The organism is Streptomyces sp. NPDC020742 (genome assembly GCF_040641675.1).
GTDB lineage: Bacteria > Actinomycetota > Actinomycetes > Streptomycetales > Streptomycetaceae > Streptomyces.
On record NZ_JBFAEA010000024.1, the window covers coordinates 43,161 to 62,871 of the forward strand.

Genomic DNA, 19,711 nt, shown 5'->3' on the forward strand with positions numbered 1-19,711 from the left:
GCGAGCTCCGGCCCATGGAATGCCGACAGGCCAACTCAGTCTCCCCGTTCATACCCGCGCCCCAAGACACACGTATGCCGCGCTCAGCCTTCCCAGTCAGACCAACATCGTCAAGGCCGAATAAAGACTGGATGACCGAATTGCCAAGAGTTGAGCGGTACATGGACATACGACTGTGACCAAAAAGCCACGACGTAAAACAACTGCCTCCCTTGGGGAGGCAGTTGTTTCGGCATCAGGAGCCCGCGGAGGGGCCCCGCACGCTACTTCTCCTGCTGCTTGCGCCAGCGGATACCGGCCTCCAGGAAGCCGTCGATGTCGCCGTCCAGCACCGCGGTGGGGTTGCCGACCTCGAACTCGGTCCGCAGGTCCTTGACCATCTGGTACGGGTGCAGGACGTAGGAACGCATCTGGTTGCCCCAGGAGTTGCCGCCGTCGCCCTTGAGCGCGTCCATCTTGGCCTGCTCCTCCTGGCGGCGGCGCTCGAGGAGCTTGGCCTGGAGGACGTTCATCGCGGTCGCCTTGTTCTGGATCTGCGAGCGCTCGTTCTGGCAGGAGACGACGATGCCGGTGGGGATGTGCGTCAGCCGGACCGCGGAGTCGGTGGTGTTGACGCCCTGGCCGCCGGGGCCGGAGGAGCGGTAGACGTCCACCCGCAGCTCGGACTCGTCGATCTCGATGTGGTCGGTCTGCTCGACGACGGGCAACACCTCGACACCGGCGAAGGAGGTCTGCCGGCGGCCCTGGTTGTCGAACGGCGAGATGCGCACCAGGCGGTGCGTGCCCTGCTCCACGGAGAGCGTGCCGTAGGCGTAGGGGACCTTGACGGCGAAGGTGGTCGACTTGATGCCGGCCTCTTCCGCGTACGAGGTCTCATACAGCTCGGTCTTGTAGCCGTGGCGCTCGGCCCAGCGCAGATACATGCGCTGGAGCTTCTCGGCGAAGTCGGCGGCGTCCACACCACCGGCCTCGGCGCGGATGTTGACGACCGCCTCACGGGAGTCGTACTCGCCGGACAGGAGGGTGCGGACCTCCAGCTCCTCGACGGCCTTGCGGACCTCGGTGAGCTCGGCCTCGGCCTCGGCGCGGGCATCCTCGTCGCCCTCGGCGTCGGCCAGCTCGAAGAGCACTTCGAGGTCGTCGACCCGGCCGCGCAGCTCCTCGGCCCGGCGCAGCTGGCCCTGGAGGTAGGACAGCTGGCTGGTGACCTTCTGGGCGCTCTCCGGGTCGTCCCACAGGGACGGCGCCGCCGCTTGTTCCTCAAGCACGGCGATGTCGGCCCTCATCTTGTCGAGGTCCAGGACGGCCTCGATCGACCCCATGGTCGAGGAGAGGGACTTCAGCTCTTCGGATACATCGACGACTGCCACGCACCCAGCCTAACGGCTACCACCGGCAACCTGACCCGCCCCGGCAGGTCGAGCCCGCCCCGAGGGGCCCGGCCCGCCCGGGGCGGAGCGTCAGGGCTCGTCCGGACCGGGCCCGTGGACGCCCGGCGTGGCATCGCCGGAGCCGTCGTCGCCCGAGGCCAGCCAGCCGCCCAGGCCCGCCGCCAGCACCACAGCGGCCGCCGCCGCACCCAGCTTGATCCGCCGGCGGCGCACCGCCTCCGGCGAGGCACGGTGCCGGGCCGAGCCGGCCCGGCGCTCACCGGCGGCCCGGGGCGCCCGGGCGGTGCCGTGCGCACCGCCCGCCAGCTCGTCCGGGCCCGGCACCCGCATGCTGGTGTGGGTCTCCCGGTTGGAGTCCGGCACCGCCCCCTGCACCAGCGGGACCGCGCCGCGCGGCGGGGCCGCCTCGCCCGCTGCCGCCGGGTAGAACGCCTCGTCCCGGGAGCCGCCGTCCGCCCCGCCCGGCTCCTCCTCCGCCGGCTCGTCCTCCGGCTCGTCGATGTCCAGCGGCCCCATCCCCGCCAGGAACGGCAGCAGCTCCCGCAGCCGGGCGGCCAGCTCAGAGGCGCGCAGCCGGGAGGCGGGCGCCTTCGCCAGGCACTGCACCAGCAGCTGCCACAGCTCGTCGGGGATGCCCGGCAGCGGCGCCACGCTCTCGGTGACATGGCGGCGCAGCACCGCACCGGGATGGCCGCCGCCGAAGGGCGTGAAGCCGGCGAGCATCTCGTACAGCACCGTCGCCAGCGCATAGACGTCCACCGAGGCGCGCGGCGGCAGCCCCTCGATGATCTCCGGGGCGAGGTAGTCGGGGGTGCCGATGACCTTGGCCGAGCGGAGCGGGGCCGAGGTCCCGCCGGCCGGGGGCTGGGGCAGGCGGCGCGGGGAGTCCACCAGCCGGGCGATACCGAAGTCGGTCAGCAGCGCCGGGTGCGCGCCGCCGGGACCCAGCGGTCCCTGCATGTCCAGCAGGACGTTCTCCGGCTTGACGTCGCGGTGCACGATCCGCGCGGCGTGCGCGACGGCGAGCCCGTCGGCGACGTCGGCGGCGATGGCGACCGCCGCCTCCGGGGCCAGCCGGCGCTCCCGCTCCAGACGCGTGCGCAGGTCGGTGCCCCGTACGAGGTCCATCACCAGCGCCAGGTCGTTGCCGTCGACCACCAGGTCGCGGACCCCGACGACATGCGGGTCCGAGAGCCCCAGCAGCGCCGCCCGCTCCTGCACGAACCGGCCGACGAGCTCCTGGTCGGCGGCGAGTTCCTCACGCAACAGCTTGATGGCCACGGCCCCTTCGGGACCCTCACCCAGCCACACCGTGCCGGCGCTGCCGCGCCCCAGGATCTGGTGGGCGGTGTACCGGCTGCCGATCTTCCGTGCCAAGACTGCTCCGACGTGTCGGGCCCCCGAGCGTCCTGCGGGGGCTGAGGTTGGCGTCAAAGCTACGCGGATGCCAGGGGACTTCGTGCCCAGGACCGCGGCAACCTTCACTTCTGTGGGCGAAATTGCCCGCAAGAAACCGCAAGAAGTCGAGAAATCGACAAAGCCGCCCGCGGTGCGGGCGGCTCTGCGTGCGCGGTGCGTCAGCCGCTGAACTTCTGCACGAAGTCCTCGACGCTGCGGTACACGTGGCCGATCTGCGCGAAGAAGCCCCGCGTCGTACCGATCCACTCCTGGAGCGGGGTCAGTTCCCAGATCAGCCAGGCCGCCACGAACAGCAGTATCAGCGTGAACAGGCAGCCCTTGAGACAGCCCAGGCCGGGGATCCGCATCGGGTTGGCGCTGCGCTGCCGCGGCTCACGGCGCGGGCGGGGCTCCGGCGCCGGCGGGCGCTGCGGCTCGTACCGCTGCGGCGGCGGCTCGGGCCGGCGCTGCGGCGCCTGCGGCTGCTGCGCGTACGGCGGCGGCGCGGGCTGGTGGTACGGCGGCTGCTGGGGGGCGGCCGGGCGGCGCTGCGGACGGCGGCGCAGCGGATCCTGGTTCGGGTCCAGGTACTGCACCTGGGTCGGCTCGTTGCGGTCCCGGGCCGCCCGCATCTGGGACTCCCACGGGTGCGGCCCGTCCTGTCCCTGGGGACCGGCCGACGGCGCGCCCATCGGCATCGGCGGCATGGCCCGGGTCGGGTCGGCGCCCGGCCCGCCCGTGGACGGCAGCACGCTCGTCGCCGCCGCCGGGTCGTACCCGCCGGCGCCGGGCCCCGAGGGGAGCACCTGAGTGGGGTCGGCGTCGCCGCCGGCCCCGCCGCCGTCGGCGCCCGTCCCCGGCACCGTCGCGGGCGCCGGGTCCGGGGCGAGCAGCGCGGCGACGCCCAGCGCCGCCTCCGCCTGGGCGGGGCTCGCGTGCGCCACGATGCCGGCCGCGACGGTACGCAGCGCCCGGGCGAGGTTCTCGGCGCTGGGCCGCTCCTCGGGACGCTTGCGCAGACAGCGCTCTATCACCGTCCACAGCGGCTCCGGCAGCGAGCCGGGGCGCTGCGGTTCCTCGCTCAGGTGCCGGTGCAGCACCTCCAGGGCGGTCGAACCGGCGAACGGCGGACGCCCGGTGACCAGCTCGTACAGCAGGATGCCGGCGCCGTAGATGTCGACCGCGGAGGTCTGCGGACGGCCCTCGGCGGACTCCGGCGCCACATACGCCGGGGTGCCGACGAACTCGTGGGTACGGGTCAGGCCCGGGGAGTCGGCGAGCCGGGCGATGCCGAAGTCGGTCAGCATCGGGTGCATCTCGCCGGCACCGTCGGACCCGGCGAGCAGCACATTGGCCGGCTTGAGGTCGCGGTGCACCACACCGTCGGCGTGGCTCACCGCCAGCGCATCGGCGATCTGGGCGGTCAGCAGGGCGGCGGCCACCGGGCTGAACGGGCCGTTCTCCCGCAGATAGCGGTGCAGGTCGGGGCCGTCGACCAGGTCCATGACCAGCGCCAGCAGATCGCCCTCGACCACCAGGTCGCGGGTGCGGACGATGTTGGGGTGGGCGAGCCGCAGCAGGACCGAGCGCTCCCGCAGGAAGCGCATCACCACGTCCGCGTCGTGCGCCAGCTCCTCCTTGAGGACCTTGATCGCGACGGTCTCACCGGGCTCCCCGGCCACGGCGGCCTCGGCGCCCGCCGTCTCCCGCTGGCGGGCACGCCAGACGGTGCCCGTGGCGCCGCGGCCCAGCGGCTCCTCGAGCAGGTACTTGCTGCCTACCGGCCGCACGTCATGCGCTCCCTGGTCGTGGTGGTTCTCTTGCCTGGCCCGCTGGGTCAGCTCGCGGCCCGTCCGATCCACTGTAGTGCCGTCGCACAAGCTTTTCGGTCCGGCGGCCCGGCCCGGGCTTGTGGGGAAGACGCGCGTTGCGGACGGATGGTTGCCCGTCCGCGCAGGTCGCCGCCGGTACGGGCGCGCGGCGCGGACATCGGCCGACCGGGGACGGTACCGAGCTGACCACGGAGGTCCGAATCCGGCCGGACACCGCGCGCAAGCAGCCACTTTTTCACCCCGAGAAGACCAAACAAGATCACTGAGGGACGGTCGGCGGGCGTGTTGTCAGCGGCAGGTGGGAGGATGCCTCCAGCACGATGCGGTGGGGGCGCGCGATCTTTGTCGTGACGTGCACTTGGGACTTGTACGTGCCGACGTGCCCGGGTTGGCGGGGGAAAGTGAGCGGAACCCCTGCCGGATCCCGGCAGAAGGGACCGTTGACGGCGATGCAGATCCGGCTGACCGTCCTCGGGCCGCGCAGCGGCCACACCACACGGGCCTGCGACGTGCTCGTCACGGCCCCCGCCGGCACCGCCCTTGCGGCAGTGGCCGGCTCGCTGGCGGCCTCCGTAGCGAGCTCCGGCGCCGACCTCGGCGGCTCGGGCACCGGCTCCGGCTCCGGCGGCGCCGGCGGCAGCGGCCCGGTCGTCCTCTACGCCGGCACCGAGCGGCTCGACCCCCAGCGCGTCGCACTCGGCGAGCCCCCGCTCATCGACGGCGCGGTGCTCTCCCTCCAGGGCCCCGGCCCGGCCCCCGCCCACGGCCTCCCACACGGCACCGCACGGCTGCGCGTCATCTCCGGCCCCGACGCCGGCGGCGTCCACCTGCTGCACGGCGGGCAGATCCGGATCGGCCGCTCCGCCGACGCCGACGTCCCGCTCGACGACCCCGACGTCTCCCGGCTGCACTGCGCCGTCACCGTCGCAGCGGACGGCTCGGTCCAGGTGGCCGACCTCCGCTCCACGAACGGCACCGCCGTCGACGGCACCGACCTCGGCGAACAGCCCGCACCACTGCGCCCCGGCGCCCTGCTGCGGATCGGCGAATCCGCCCTGCGCCTCCAGGCCGCCCCCGCCGCCCCGGACCCGGCGCTGCACACCACCCCCGACGGCGAGGGCCGGCTGCGGCTCGCCCCCGGACCGCACGGCGCCTGCGCCCCGATCGGCGCGCCCGGCAGCTACCACCCGGCCCCCGGGAGCACCGCCGCCTCCCCCGTACCGGCCCCGCGCACCCCGCAGGACACCGCCCCAGCCGGGCGGCGGGACACCCCGGTGCGCGGCACCCCGGCCCAGGACGCCGCGGCGGCACCGTCCCCATGGCCGGACGCCGCCACCGCGCACGGCTACGGCGCCGGCTACGGGACCGGTCCACACCGGGAAGCCGCCCACGGCGCCCCGTACGGTGCCACGGACCCCACACACGGCAGCGGGCAGCCGCTGGCCCCGTACGACCCGCACCATCCGTCCGCCCCGTACGACGCTGCCGCCCTGTCCGCCCCGTACGAGGCCTCCGGCCCGTCCGACGCACCGGGCCCGTACGCCCCGTCCGACCCGTCCGCCCACCCCCGCAGCGACCTGGCCCCCCGCAAGGTGGCCCGCCGGGGCGGGCTCGGTGCGTGGGCCCGCCGGCTCACCGGCGCGCGGCCCGCCGCGGATCGCCCCGACGGCACCCTCCCGCCCGGCCACGCCCCGGCACCCCTCCCCCAGGACGCCCACGACCCCGAGCGCGGCACGGCCCCCTCCGGAACCGCCGACGACGACCGCTGGCCGGACGCCGCCGCCGTCCTCCTCACCGCCCTCGGCCCCGGTCCCCGCCTGTGGGAACGCGGCCCTGCCCACCCCGACGCACTGACCGTCCGGCTGGGCACCGCCAGCCGCGGCGGCGGCCGGGCCGCCGTCCCCGTCACCGTCGAGCTGCGCCGCGCCGGCTCCCTCGGCCTCGCCGGCCCCCGCGCCCGGCTCATCGGCCTGGCCCGCGCCGCCCTCGCCCAGCTCGCCGCGCTGCACTCCCCCGGCACCCTCGACATCGTGCTGATCAGCGCGGACCGGGCGCGCACCGCCGAGGAACGGGTGGCGGACTGGTCCTGGCTCGGCTGGCTGCCGCACGTCCGCCCCGCCCACGGCCAGGACTGCCGGCTGCTGCTCGCCCACGACACCGAACAGGCCACCGCCCGCGCCGCCGAACTCGTACGCCGGCTCGACGACGGCCCGCTCGGCCCCGGCTGGGCCAGCGCCGAACGCGCCGAGGTGTCCCTGGCCGCCGCCCGCCACCAGGGCCCGTACACCCTGCTGATCGTCGACGGCGACCCCGGCTCCTCCGCACTGCGCGAGACCACCGCCCGGCTCGCCTCCAGCGGCGCCGCGGCCGGCATCCACCTGCTCTGCCTGGCCGAGACCCCGGCGGCCTCCCCCGCCTTCCCGCTGGCCTCGACGTACGAGGCGGCCCGCGCGGCGTCGCCCGCCTTCGGCGAGTGCGGCGCGGTCGCGGTCCTCAGCGGCGATGTCGCCACCGCACTGCGCGTCGTCCAGCCGGGCTCCGGACCGAACGGCACGGTCGCGGCCGTCGACGCGGTCTCCGCCGCCTGGGCCGACCGGTTCGCCCGGGCGCTGGCGCCCCTGCGCGAGGTCGACGCCACGACCCTCGCCGGCGGGCCCACGGCGCCGCGCGCCGCCGTCCCGCTGCCCGACTCGGCCCGGCTGCTGGACGAACTGGGCCTGGCCCGCGCCACCCCCGCGTCCCTGATGGCACGGTGGGCCGCCGCCCTGGACTCCGACCGGCCCAGCGCACCCGCGGTGCTCGGCGCGGGACCGCGCGGCCCGGTGCACGCCGACCTCGCCGCCGACGACACCCATCTGCTGGTGGAGGGCGCGGCGGCCACCGGCAAGACGGAGCTGCTGCGCTCGCTGGCGGCCTCGCTCGCCGCGGCGGACCGCCCGGACCTGCTGTCACTGGTGCTGGTGGACGGCGCCGGCAGCGAGCGCGGCGAGGGCCTGCGGGCCTGTACGGACCTGCCGCACGTCACGACGTACCTCGCGGCGTCCGACCCGGTCCGGATGCGCCAGTTCGCCCAGGCACTGAGCTCGGAGCTGAAGCGCCGGGCGGAAATACTGGGCGACACCCCGTTCGCCGCGTGGCGCGCCGCCCATCTGCCGGCCCCGCAGATCATCGCCCCGCGCCGCCCCGCCGAGTCCACCGGATCTACTGGGCCTAGTGGGTCTACTGAGGCCGGTGCCTCCCCTACCTCCGCCGCCTCCGTCGCCTCGAACCCTGGTGACGGAGAGCAGGAACCAATCACTTTCCGTAATCGTTGCCGAAACAAGGAGGAGGCAGGCGGCACCCCGGCGGACCCGTCCACGACCGGCACCAGCGGCACCCGCGGCACTCTGAGGCTACGGGCCCGCACCGACTCCCCCGCCGGGACCGCTGCTGCCGGGACCGCCATCGACCCCGATGCCACCCCTGCCGCACCGATGCCCCGGCTGTTCGTCCTCGTCGACGACTTCGACTCCCTGGTGGCCCCCGCACTGGGCAGCCCCGGCCGCCCCGCCGCCGGCTCCGTGGTCCGCGCGCTCGAAGCCGTGGCCCGCGAGGGAGCGGCGCTCGGGGTTCACCTCATAGTCTCCACCAGTCACCCCGACCGCACGGCCGACACCGCGACCGGTGAACGCGCCGAGCTGCGCATCGAGTTGGGCACCCCGACCGACCCCGCCGAACCGGCCGCCGAGCCCGCCCCGCCGGCGCCGCCCGGCCGCGGACGGCTGCACCGCGCCGCGGACGGCACCTCGACGCCGTTCCAGGCCGGGCGGGTGACCGGTCGGATACCCCGTACGTCCACGCTGCGCCCCACGGTCGTACCACTGGAGTGGCAGCGGATGGGCGACCCGCCGGCCCGCCGCCCCCTCCGCGAACTGGGCAACGGGCCCACGGACCTGGCGCTGCTGGCCAGCGCCCTCCAGCGCGCCGCACAGTCCTCGGACGCGCCGGCCCCGTCGCCGCTGGTCTGAGGGCTGACCGGGAGCGGGGAGGGCGGATCGCCGCTGGCCCGGGGGGGGAGTTCGGGAGCCCTCGGGGCTGGCGGGGATGCCCGGGGTACCTACCTCGGGTCTGGCAGAGAGGCGGAGAGGCGGAGAGGTCGGGGCACCTCGGGTCTCGCGAACGGGTCGGGGCGCCCCCGGGTGCGCTGAAGAGGTCGGGGCGCCGCCGGCCTGAGGGAAGTGCCGTGGTGGTTCCGTTCCCCCTTGTGCCGCTCTACTTTGGGTCGTTCCGCACCCGCCCTCGTGGTTGGGGGCTTGTGTGTGCGTAGCCGCGCCGCGCCCGTAACAGCACCATCACGAAAGGTGAGTTGGCGCAGGACGCGGTATTGCGGAGGCCGGGGGCAGGGCGTAGACCTGACGGACGGTCGTCGTCACCCGTCCGGCGCCGGTGACAGGCTCGGCGGGCGGGTGGGTGGGTCGAGGACGGGCGCAGACAGGTACGGGCGCTGGCAGGCTCGCGTACGGGCGCCGGCAAACAGGACGCTGGGCCAGGACGAGCGCGGGACGCGGTCTGGCACGGGACGAGGACGGGCGCGGACGAGGGCAGCAGGCGCGGACGAGACAGGCGCGGTCCTGTCCGGTGCCGCGGAGCTCTCCGCATCGGGTACGCGCATCACGGACACGACAGGCACCACAGGCACTGCGGGCACCTCGGGCATCGCAGGTACGACAGGCACCTCGGGCACCGCAGGTACGACGAGCACCACGGGTACGACAGGCACCTCGGGCACCTCGGGCGCCTCGGGCAGTGCGGGCACCACAGGCACCAAGGGCACCAAGGAACCACGGGCATCGCAGGCACCACAGGCACCACGGGTGCCGGGATCTGCGGCACCAGGTAGGCGCCGCGGCAAGCATTTCCACCAGAAAGAGCCAGACAGGTAGCGGCAGGCCGGCAGGGAGCGGCGCGCAGCACGCGCGGCGGCGTGACGGCCGGCGCGGCGACCGACAGGGGGCTGAGGGATGCGCAGGGGACGTGACCGGATGGGTGGACGGGGCGCGGGCGCGCTGGCGGCGGCCGTGGCGATGGCGCTGGCGTTGGCGTTGGGCGGCTGTGGGGGCGGTGGGAGCGGTGGCGGTGGCGGTGCGAAGGATGGAGGCGACGGTGGAGGGGGCGGTGGGGGCAAGGGCGGCTCGGCGGCGGCGACGGTGCGGTTGCCCCGGCTGAATGGGCAGCGGTTGCAGGTCACCGCGGTCTGGACGGGACCGGAGCGGGCGAACTTCGTCAAGGTGCTGGACGAGTTCGAGCGGCGCACCGGCGCCACGGTCGACTTTGTACCCAGCGGCGACGACATGGCCGGTTTCATCGGTTCGAAGATCGCCGGTGGCGGGCCGCCGGACGTCGCCATGCTCCAACAGGTCGGTGTGCTCAACGAGTTCGCGGAGAAGGGCTGGCTCAAGCCGCTCGGGGCGGATGCCAAGGCGCAGCTGGCCAAGAACTACACCAAGGGCTGGCGGGACCTCGGCGCGCACAAGGGCACCCCGTACGGCGTGTACTTCAAGGCCAGCAACAAGTCGCTGGTCTGGTACAACGCCAAGGCGTTCGGCGATGCGGGCGTCGGGGAGCCCACGACGTGGACGGAGTTCCTCAAGACGGCGCAGACGCTCTCCGAGTCGGGCGTGGAGCCGGTCTCGGTGGGCGGTTCGGACGGTTGGACGCTCACCGACTGGTTCGAGAACGTCTACCTCTCGCAGGCGGGGCCGGAGAAGTACGACCGGCTGGCGCGGCACCAGCTCGCGTGGACGGATCCGTCGGTCAAGCAGGCGCTGACCACGCTGGGGCAGCTGTTCGGGCGTAAGGACCTGCTGGCGGGCGGCGGTTCGGGGGCGCTGCAGACGGACTTCCCGACGTCGGTGACCCAGACGTTCAGCGGTGGGGACGTCCCGAAGGCCGCGATGGTCTCCTCGGCCGATTTCGCGGCGGCCAACATCGCCCAGACGAAGGCGAAGATTGGTACGGATGCCAAGGTCTTCCCGTTCCCGGCGGTGGGTGCGAAATCGCCGGTGGTGACGGGTGGCGATGTGGCGGTGGCGCTGAAGGACGGCAAGGCGGCACAGGCGCTGCTGACGTTCCTGGCGTCGACGGACGCGGCCCGGATCTGGGCCGGTGCGGGCGGTTTCGTATCGCCGAACAAGGAGCTCGACCCGGGCGCGTACGCCAGTCCGGTGATGCGCAAGATCGCCAAGGCGCTGATCGCGGCGGGGGACGACTTCCGCTTCGACATGTCCGACCAGGCGCCCGCTTCGTTCGGCGGGAAGCCGGGGCAGGGCGAGTGGAAGGACCTGCAGGACTTCGTGAAGAACCCGAAGGACGTGGCGGGGACGCAGGCGCGGTTGGAGAAGGACGCGGCGAGGTCCTTCAAGGGCTGACCTTCGACCGGAGACCTTCGACCGGAACCGGACGGGGGGGACCGTCAGGATGAGCGAGGCACGAACCGATCGGACCGGCAGGAACGGCAAGACCGACAAGACCGACAAGACCGGCAGGATCAGGGGGACCAGGAGGGCCGGGAGGGCCGGAAGGGCTGGGAGGAACAGCAGGACCGGCAAGTCCGGCACGACCGGCGGGACCGGGAGGGCCGGCACCGGGAGGGCAGGGGCCCGTATAGGCCGTGCGGGTGGGCGCCGGCCCGGCCGGGGTGTGCGAGGGAGCCGGCGCTGGGTGGCCGCGGTGTTTCTGCTGCCGGCGCTGGTGCTGCTCGGTGCGCTGGTGGTCTATCCCATCGGGTTCTCGGTCTACCGGAGCCTGTTCGATGCGTCGGGCAACGGCTTTGTGGGGCTGGGCAATTACGGCGCGATGTTCTCGGACGAGGCCATCGTCACGGCGTTGCGGAACAACGTGGTGTGGGTGGTGGTGGCGCCGACGGTGTCGACGGCGCTGGGGCTGATCTTCGCGGTGCTGACCGAGCGGATCCGCTGGGGCACGGCGTTCAAGCTGGTGGTCTTCATGCCGATGGCGATCTCGATGCTGGCGGCCGGGATCATCTTCCGGCTGGTGTACGACCGGGATCCGGGGCGTGGGGTGGCGAACGCGGTGTCGGTGGGGGTGCATGACACGTTCGCCGAGCCGGTGCCGTTCCCGGGGGCGAAGCCGCGGCCGCGGGCGGATCTGCGGCCGTCGGGCGGGGGCGGGTTCACCACGCGGTCGGTGGTGCGGGCGGGGTCGCCGGTGTTGCTGCCGCTGGTGGCGGCGGCGCAGGACGATGTGCGGGGTGCGCGGGTGGCGGTGGCGGCCGGGCCGCGGCCGGGGAAGGTGACGGGCACGGTGTGGCTGGACTTCACCCGGGGCGGGGGCGGTCGGCCGGGGGTGGTTGACCGGGGTGAGAAGGCGCTGGCGGGGGTGGTGGTGGAGGCGGTGCGGGGTGGCGTGGTGGTGGCGTCGGCGAGGACCGCGGCGGACGGGTCGTTCGGGTTGCCGGCGGGGCGGGCGGAGGGGGCGCGGCTGCGGCTGCCGGCGGCGAACTTCGCGGCGCCGTACGGCGGGGTGGACTGGCTGGGGCCGGCGCTGGTCACTCCGGCCATCATCGGGGCGTATGTGTGGATGTGGGCGGGTTTTGCGATGGTGCTGATCGCGGCGGGGCTGGCGGGGGTGCCGCGGGAGCTGCTGGAGGCGGCGCGGGTGGACGGGGCGGGTGAGTGGCAGGTGTTCCGCCGGATCACGGTGCCCTTGCTGGCGCCGGTGCTGGTGGTGGTGCTGGTGACGCTGATGATCAATGTGCTGAAGATCTTCGATCTGGTGTACATCATCGCGCCGGGGTCGAGTCTGCGGTCGGCGAATGTGCTGGCGCTGCAGTTGTTCCAGTCGTCGTTCGGCACCGATGTCGACGAGGGGCTGGGCAGTGCGATCGCGGTGTTTCTGCTGCTGTTGGTGATGCCGGTGATGATCGTCAATCTCCGGCGGGTGCGGAAGGAGCGTCGCCGATGACGGCCGTGGCGGGTGGCGTACGGGGGCGGCGTCCGGACGGCGGGCGGCACCGGCGGGCGGGTGGGGCCGCGGCGGGGCGGTCGTGGGCGGCCCGGCTCGCGGCGCGGACCGGCGGGGGCGCGGTGCGGGTCTTCCTGGTGCTGGTGGCGCTGTTCTGGCTGATGCCGTCGGTGGGGCTGCTGGTGTCGTCGCTGCGCAGTCCACAGCAGATCGCGGAGTCGGGCTGGTGGGAGGTGTTCGTCCGGCCGGCGCAGCTCACCGTCGACAACTACGGCCAGTTGCTGTCGAACGGGAAGGTGATGGGCTCGCTGCTGACCACGGCGGTGATCACGGTGCCGGCGACGGTGTTGGTGGTGGTCATCGGGTCCTTGGCCGGGTACGCCTTCGCCTGGCTGGACTTTCCGGGCCGGGACGGCTGGTTCCTGGTGGTGGTGGGGCTGTTGGTGGTGCCGGTGCAGGTGGCGCTGGTGCCGGTGGCGAAGCTGTTCGGTGCGGTGGGGCTGTTCGAGACCACGGCGGGGGTGATCCTCTTCCATACGGCGTTCGGGCTGCCGTTCGCGGTGTTCCTGCTGCGGAACTTCTTCGCGGAGATCCCGCGGGAGCTGCTGGAGGCGGCCCGGCTGGACGGGGCGGGTGAGCTGCGGCTGTTCACGCGGGTGGTGATGCCGTTGGGGGGTCCGGCGATCGCGTCGCTGGGGATCTTCCAGTTCCTGTGGGTGTGGAACGACATGCTGGTGGCGTTGATCTTCGCGGACAGCGGGAGTCCGCCGATCACGGTGGCGCTGCAGCAGGAGGTGCGGCAGTTCGGCAACAACATCGATGTGCTGGCGCCGGGGGCGTTCCTGTCGATGGTGGTGCCGTTGATCGTCTTCTTCGCGTTCCAGCGGCAGTTCGTGTCGGGGGTGATGGCGGGGGCGGTGAAGTGAGGCCGGGGGGCGGGCCGGGCGGTGAAGTGCGGCCGGGGCGGACGCTCGCGCATAACGCCCACGCGCGCGGCGCGCCCGCAGGTGGGGCGCGGGGGCCGGGCGGGGGCCGGGCGGGGTGTGGAGGCGGGGCGCGGCCGTGGACACCTGCCGTTCATGTCGGTCCCCCTACGATGTCGCGCACTGCCGTGCCACCCATGGTGCGTGGCCGCCCGGTCGTGGAGACCGAGGGCGGCGCTCGGCCGTTCGCCTGCCGGGTGCGGGTGTCCCGCCCGCTGTGCGGGGGCCCGCCGCTGCCCGGCCGTCCGCCGGCCGGACGCACGGTTTCCAACTGCAGATGTCCGCGCCGCGCGCCCGCTTCCCCCACGTTTTGTGGTGTTTTTTCGCAGCGCACCCGCCCGAGGTTCCCGACCGTCTGGAGACGGACCGCAGATGACTGCCCCCATCGCAGACCAGAGTGCCGAACAGCTCCCGCGCCCCACCCGGCTGGCCGAGGTCAAAGGCTGGTTCTTCACCGCCGACCAGTTGCTCTTCGACTGGTTCCTGGCCCATCAGAGGGGCCGTTCCGAGCGGGGTGATCTGCTCGAACTGGGCGCGTACCTGGGCAAGAGTGCGATCTTCCTCGGTGCCCGGCTGGACGCCGGCGAGCGCTTCACGGTCTGCGACCTCTTCGATTCGCCGGCCGAGGACGCCTCCAACTCCCGGGAGATGGCGCGGTCCTACGCGACGTTGACGCGGCGCGCTTTCGAGGCCAACTACCTTTCGTTCCATGAGGAGTTGCCCACGATCGTGCAGGGTCTCAGCTCGATCGTCAGCGACCATGTGGACCCGGGGTCGGTGCGCTTCGCGCACATCGATGCCTCGCATCTGTACGAGCATGTGCACGGCGACATCCTGGCGGTGCGGGAGCTGCTCACCGACGAGGGTGTGGTGGTCCTGGACGACTTCCGTGCCGAGCACTGCCCGGGGGTGGCCGCGGCCACCTGGGGGGCGGTGGCGACCGAGGGGCTGCGTCCCATCTGCATCACCGGCACCAAGTTCTACGGGACGTGGGGCGATCCGGAGCCGTACCGGACGGCGCTGCTGGAGTGGATCAAGGCCCGTGGCGGCATCTGGCACGAGGTGCAGGAGGTGCACGGTGCGCCGCTGGTGCGGCTGAGCGCCAAGGGCGCCGAGGAGCCCCCGCACCCGGTGTCGCGGCACCGTGCGGGGCCGGCGGCCGGTGCCGGGCAGCGGCCGGCGGCGCAGGCCCGGGCGGCGTCCACGGCCCGGGCGGTGCCGCGTGCGCCGCTGCCGACGCGCAGCACGGTGCGCAGGGTCGCGCGGGAGGTGCTGCCGCCGATCGTCACCCGGGCGATCCTCCGGGCCAGGAAGCGGGCCCGGACGCACTGAGCCGGGTGGGCGCGGGCCGGGGCGGCATCGCCGTTCCGGCCTGGCGCGCCGTACGGGCCCTCCCCGCTCCTGTGCCGTACGGGAGCCGGCCCGGGGCCGTACAGGTGCACGCCCGGCGCCGTACAGGAGCCGGCCCTGTGCCGTACGGGGGCACGCCCGGCATGCCGCACCAAGGCAGACCCGGCGTGTCACAGCGACCGAGCCGGCGTGTCACAGCGACCGGGCCGGCGTGCCGCGGCGACCGAGCCAGCGTGCCGCGGGAAGCAGCCCGCCGTGCCCCGCTGGAGGTCAGCCCGGTACCTGCCCGATCAGGACGAATGCGTTGGGGCGCAGCAGCATCCCGGCCGGCCGGGGCAGCGGGTGGGAGTAGGTGCGGCGTACCGCGAGGCCGGCGGATGCGGCGAAGGCGCGCAGCAGGGTGAAGTCCGTGAAGCGCACCGGGTCGGGGCCGGCGCGGTGGCCGGCTTCCTGCGGGGTGATCAGTACGACGCCGCCGCCGGGCCGTACGTAGGGGACGTAGGCCCGCAGCAGCCCCTCGACCTGTTCGTCGTCGAGGTGGTGCAGCACGTGGGCGCAGAGCAGGGCGTCGAAGGCGCCGGGCCGGGCGTGCGGGCCGGCGAGGAAGGTGTCGGCGGTGTAGGCGGTCAGCCCGCGGGACCGGCAGTGCGCCACCGACTCGGGGTCGTGGTCGATGCCGACGCTTCCGGGGGCGCAGCCAGCGAGGGTGGCGCCGTCGCCGCAGCCGATCTCCAGCACGCGTCGGGCGCCGATCCGGCGCAGTTGCCGGCGGTAGGGGGTGCGGGCGGGCAGCAGCCGGGCGAGGCCGTGGCGGGGGTGGTCGGCCGGGACCCGTGCGGTGGAAGCGGTCGGGGCGGTGCCGGTGGTGCGGGCGGTGCCGGCGGGGCGGGGTTCGGTGGGGGACGGATGGGCGTCGGGGCTGTCGGTGGTGGCGGAGCTGTCGGTACGGCCGGGCATCGGGACGCGGTCACCTTCCGTGCGGACGCGGCGCGCGGGGCGCCTGGACGCTGTGCCTCGGGTCTACGGCATCGGGCGCGGCGGGGCGCCACGGCACGCCGGTGCGTCCGGCACGGAGGTCACCGCCGGGCCGGGGGTGGCGGGCGGGGTTCTCACCCTTTCAGCGCAGATCCGGTGACCGTGCCGCCGATGGGTGAGTTGAACGGACCGGTCTTGTGCATCACCCCGTCCGGAAAGGCTTGGTCCGCGTATGAAGCCTCGGCTCACCGTCGTCGTCCCGGTTCACCGCAGTGAGGGGGCGGAGCGGATTGTGGAGGAGTGTCTGGAGTCGGTGGCGGCGCAGACGCTGACCGAGCTGGATGTGGTGATGGTGGACGGCGGGCCCGGCCCGGGGGCGGGGGACGCCGGGGCCGGGGAGGGGCCGGCGGCGGTGGCCCGGCGGTTCGCCGAGCGGGACCCGCGGTTCCGGGTCGTGCACCTTCCGCGGGCGGCGGACGGTGCCGCGCCGGGGTGCGGAGCGGTCCGCAACACCGGTGCCCGGCACGCCTATCCGCACACCGACTACCTGGCCTTCCTGGACGCGGACGATGTGCTGCTGCCGCGGGCGTACGCGGATCTGGTCGGGCTGCTGGACCGGTCGGGGTCGGATCTGGCGACCGGCAATGTGTACCGGCTGGGTGCGGCCGGGCGCAGCCAGTGCGCGCGGCATCCGGCGGCGCACCGGACGGTGTTGCGTACCCACATCACCGAGGATCTGGCGCTGTTGTCCGACGACTTCGCCCGGAACAAGGTGTTCCGCCGGGCGTTCTGGGAGCGGCACGAACTGGCCTTCCCGGAGGGGGCGTTGTGTCATGACGCGGCGGTGACGCTGCCGGCGCACTTCCTGGCCAGGACGGTGGACGTGCTGCATGAGCACGTCTGCTACTGGCGGCTGCCGGAGGGGCCGGACCGGCACCGGCACCCGGATGCGCGCGGGGTACGGGACCGGTTCGCGGCGGTGGCGGGGGTGCGGCGGTTCCTGACCGACCCGGCCCGGGTGCATCTGCACGCCTATCTGTCGGACTACGACCGTGCGCAGCTGACCGGCGGGCTGCTGGACCTGGTCGAGGGGCTGCCGGCCGCGTCGTCGGAGGCGCGGACGGCGTTCCTGGACTGTGCGCGCGGCTTCCTGTCGGGGGTGGATCCGCAGCTGTTCCCGGCGCTGCCGGTGGAGTTGCGGATGCGCTGGTACCTGATCCGCGCGGGGCGGCTGGCGGATCTGCTGACGCTGCTGGGGCACGAGGCGCGCAATCCGGCCGGGTTCGCGGTGGCGGGGCCGCCGCTGCGCAAGCGGGCGGTGCTGCCGCTGCGCCCGGCGCTGGAGCTGCCGCCGGGGGTGACGCGGCTGGACCGGGGGGACTTCCCGGTGCGGGCGACGGTGCGGGAGGCGGTGTGGCGGGACGGGGCGCTGGTGCTGCGCGGCCATGCGTACATCCGCAATCTGGACGCTGCGCACCGGCACCGTTATCTGCGGACGGCGGTGCTGTCGTGCGGGCGGCGGCGGATCCTGCTGCCGCTGCGTCCGGTGCTGATGCCGGAGGCGACGGCGGAGTCCGGTCAGGAGCAGCACTGTTACGACTGGGCGGGGTTCGAGGTGCGGGTGGACCCGGCCCGGCTGCGCCGGGGCGGGCGCTTCGAGGAGGGCGACTGGTCGGTGGGGGTGGTGCTGGCCGCGGCGGGCGTGGTGCGGGCGGCGCCGCTGGGGCCTCCGGAGACCGGTTCGGGGGCGGCGCCCGCCGCCCATGAGGTGGCCGACGGGGAGGCGGGCGACGGGGTGCGGATCACGCCCGGGTACCAGGCGGGGCGGCTGCGGCTGTCGGTGACCCGCCCGGTGCGGCGGCTGGCGGGGCACCGGGCGGCGGCCGGTGCGCTGGAGGTGACGGTGCTGGCGCCGGGGCCGGCGCCGACGGCGCTGCGGCTGACGCATCAGGGGACGGGGACGGTGGTGTCGTTCCCGGTGGAGGGGGCGCGGCAGGAGGCGGGTGAGGTGACCGTCCGGGTCCGGCTGGAGGCGCTGGCGGCGGCCCGGCCGCCGCGCGACGGTGCGCCGTCGGCGATCCCTCCGGCGCACACCGAGAGCTGGACGCCGGAGCTGGTGCTGCCCGGTGGCGGTACCGGTCCGGTGGCCTGCGATCCTTCGCTGGCGCCGGTGGGGTATCCGCTGTCGCACGGCCGGGAGCTGGTGGTGGCGGCGACCCCGGGCGGGCACCTGGTGCTGCACGACCGGACGCCGCAGCCGTATCTGGACCGGGTGGTGTGGCGGGCGGACGGCACGCTGCTGGTGGCGGGCCGGTTGCCGCAGGCCGCGCCGCACGCCACGGAGCTGGTGCTCCGGCACACCGTGCACGCCGCCGAGGTGGCGTTCGCGACGACGCACGACGAGGGCCGGCTGCACGGGACGCTGCCGCTGGGGGCGTTGCCGTCGCTGGCCGGTCCGGTGCCGCTGCGGGAGGGCTGCTGGACGCTGCATCTGCGGGAGCGGGGCGCGCCGGTTCCGGTGGCGGACGCGCCGGTGCGGATCGCGCCGTCGGTGCTGGACGGGCTGCCGGCGGTGCGTACGGTGCGCGGCAAGCCGTTCTCCTTGGATCGGCGGGCGCAGGACGAGGCGGTGGTGACGGCGGGGCCGGCGGTGCCGGCCAGTGACCGGGGCCCCTACCGGCGGCGGGTGTTGCGGGAGCAGCACTATGCGCTGCACCGGTCGCGTCCGCTGCGGGACACCGTGCTCTACAGCAGCTTCGGCGGCCGGGCGTACGGGGATTCGCCGCGGGCGGTGCACGAGGAGCTGGTGCGCCGGGGTGCGGATGTGGAGCACCTGTGGGCGGTGCGGGACGGGCAGAGCACGGTGCCGGACACGGCGCGGGCGGTGGTGGTGGGGAGCGCCGAGTGGTACGGGGCGCTGGCGCACAGCCGCTGGGTGGTCACCAACACCCATCTGCCGCGGTGGTTCGCCCGGCGCGGGGGTCAGCGGATCATCCAGACCTGGCACGGTACGCCGCTGAAGCGGATCGGGGCGGATCTGGCGGGCACGCTGTGCGCGGGGCTGGCGCATCTGGCGCCGCGGCCCCGGGTCGGTCGGCAGTGGAGCGTGCTGCTGTCGCCGAACGCGCACAGCACGCCGGTGCTGCGGTCGGCGCTGGGGTTCTCGGGGCGGGTGTGGGAGACGGGGCTGCCGCGCACCGATGCGCTGTTCGCCGCGGACCGGGAGCTGCGGGCGGCGGCGGTGCGGGAGCGGCTGGGCATCGAGCCGGGCCGGAAGGTGGTGCTGTACGCGCCGACGCCGCGGGACGACATGGCCTACGACGCGGGGCACCACCGGCTGCATCTGCCGCTGGATCTGGAGCTGGCGCGGAAGGAACTGGCGGACGAGCACGTGCTGTTGGTGCGCAGCCATCCCCTTGTCGCCGACCGGTTGCCGGCCCACCATGCGCCGTTCGCGCTGGATGTGTCGGCGCACCCGGACGCCACCGAGCTGCTGTTGGCCGCGGATGTGCTGGTCACCGACTACTCGTCGCTGGCGGCGGACTTCGCGAACACCGGGCGGCCGATGCTGTTCCTGACGCCGGACCTGCCGCACTACCGCGATGCGCTGCGCGGTTTCACCCTGGACTTCGAGGCCCGGGTGCCCGGTCCGCTACTGACCTCGACCGGTGAACTGATCGATGCGCTGGGCGACTTGGACGGGATCGCGGCGGCGGCCGCGGAGGCGTACGCGGACTTCCGCCAGGAGTTCTGCCACCGGGACGACGGCGGGGCGGCGGGCCGGGTCGCGGATCTGATGGAGCGGTGACCGCGGGCCGGT

At 74.4% G+C, this 19,711-nt stretch carries 10 protein-coding genes; 6 read left to right on the forward strand and 4 right to left on the reverse strand.

The annotated features are described in order from the left end of the window. Nucleotides 1–263: 263 nt before the first annotated feature. From prfB to AB0G84_RS29595, 3 genes are all read right to left on the reverse strand, one after another. Nucleotides 264–1,370: a peptide chain release factor 2 gene (gene prfB, locus AB0G84_RS29585; protein ID WP_361327346.1), complete on the reverse strand. Its 1,107-nt coding sequence runs from the start codon at nucleotides 1,368–1,370 to the stop codon at nucleotides 264–266. A gap of 90 nt (nucleotides 1,371–1,460) precedes the next feature. Continuing rightward, nucleotides 1,461–2,768 (reverse strand): serine/threonine-protein kinase, encoded by a 1,308-nt coding sequence (locus AB0G84_RS29590; protein ID WP_361327349.1) that lies wholly within the window; start codon nucleotides 2,766–2,768, stop codon nucleotides 1,461–1,463. 200 nt (nucleotides 2,769–2,968) lie between these two features. Next, the gene (locus tag AB0G84_RS29595) at nucleotides 2,969–4,579 is read right to left on the reverse strand and encodes a serine/threonine-protein kinase (protein WP_361327353.1); all 1,611 of its coding nucleotides are present in this window, start codon (nucleotides 4,577–4,579) and stop codon (nucleotides 2,969–2,971) included. A 491-nt stretch (nucleotides 4,580–5,070) separates the two neighbouring features. Between AB0G84_RS29595 and AB0G84_RS29600 the strand changes: the two genes are divergently transcribed. The 5 genes from AB0G84_RS29600 to AB0G84_RS29620 all read left to right on the forward strand — a co-directional run bounded on the left by AB0G84_RS29600 (nucleotide 5,071) and on the right by AB0G84_RS29620 (nucleotide 14,898). After that, on the forward strand, nucleotides 5,071–8,628 hold the full coding sequence (locus tag AB0G84_RS29600) for an FtsK/SpoIIIE domain-containing protein (protein ID WP_361327452.1): 3,558 nt from the start codon (nucleotides 5,071–5,073) through the stop codon (nucleotides 8,626–8,628). 993 nt (nucleotides 8,629–9,621) lie between these two features. After that, entirely contained in the window at nucleotides 9,622–11,028 is a 1,407-nt protein-coding gene (locus tag AB0G84_RS29605; RefSeq protein ID WP_361327356.1) for an ABC transporter substrate-binding protein, read from the forward strand. A gap of 235 nt (nucleotides 11,029–11,263) precedes the next feature. Continuing rightward, nucleotides 11,264–12,583 carry a sugar ABC transporter permease gene (locus tag AB0G84_RS29610; RefSeq protein ID WP_361327455.1) on the forward strand — a complete coding sequence of 440 codons (1,320 nt, stop codon included), beginning with the start codon at nucleotides 11,264–11,266 and terminating at the stop codon, nucleotides 12,581–12,583. Continuing rightward, nucleotides 12,580–13,509 (forward strand): carbohydrate ABC transporter permease, encoded by a 930-nt coding sequence (locus tag AB0G84_RS29615; RefSeq protein WP_361327359.1) that lies wholly within the window; start codon nucleotides 12,580–12,582, stop codon nucleotides 13,507–13,509. The genes AB0G84_RS29610 and AB0G84_RS29615 overlap by 4 nt, the downstream gene beginning before the upstream one ends. A gap of 429 nt (nucleotides 13,510–13,938) precedes the next feature. After that, complete coding sequence (locus tag AB0G84_RS29620; protein WP_361327362.1) at nucleotides 13,939–14,898, forward strand: class I SAM-dependent methyltransferase; 960 nt, start codon at nucleotides 13,939–13,941, stop codon at nucleotides 14,896–14,898. 288 nt (nucleotides 14,899–15,186) lie between these two features. Here AB0G84_RS29620 and AB0G84_RS29625 read toward each other — a convergent pair whose 3' ends face one another. Next, on the reverse strand, nucleotides 15,187–15,873 hold the full coding sequence (locus AB0G84_RS29625; RefSeq protein WP_361327365.1) for a class I SAM-dependent methyltransferase: 687 nt from the start codon (nucleotides 15,871–15,873) through the stop codon (nucleotides 15,187–15,189). 250 nt (nucleotides 15,874–16,123) lie between these two features. Between AB0G84_RS29625 and AB0G84_RS29630 the strand changes: the two genes are divergently transcribed. Next, nucleotides 16,124–19,699: a bifunctional glycosyltransferase family 2 protein/CDP-glycerol:glycerophosphate glycerophosphotransferase gene (locus AB0G84_RS29630; protein ID WP_361327368.1), complete on the forward strand. Its 3,576-nt coding sequence runs from the start codon at nucleotides 16,124–16,126 to the stop codon at nucleotides 19,697–19,699. The last annotated feature ends 12 nt before the right edge of the window (nucleotides 19,700–19,711 follow it).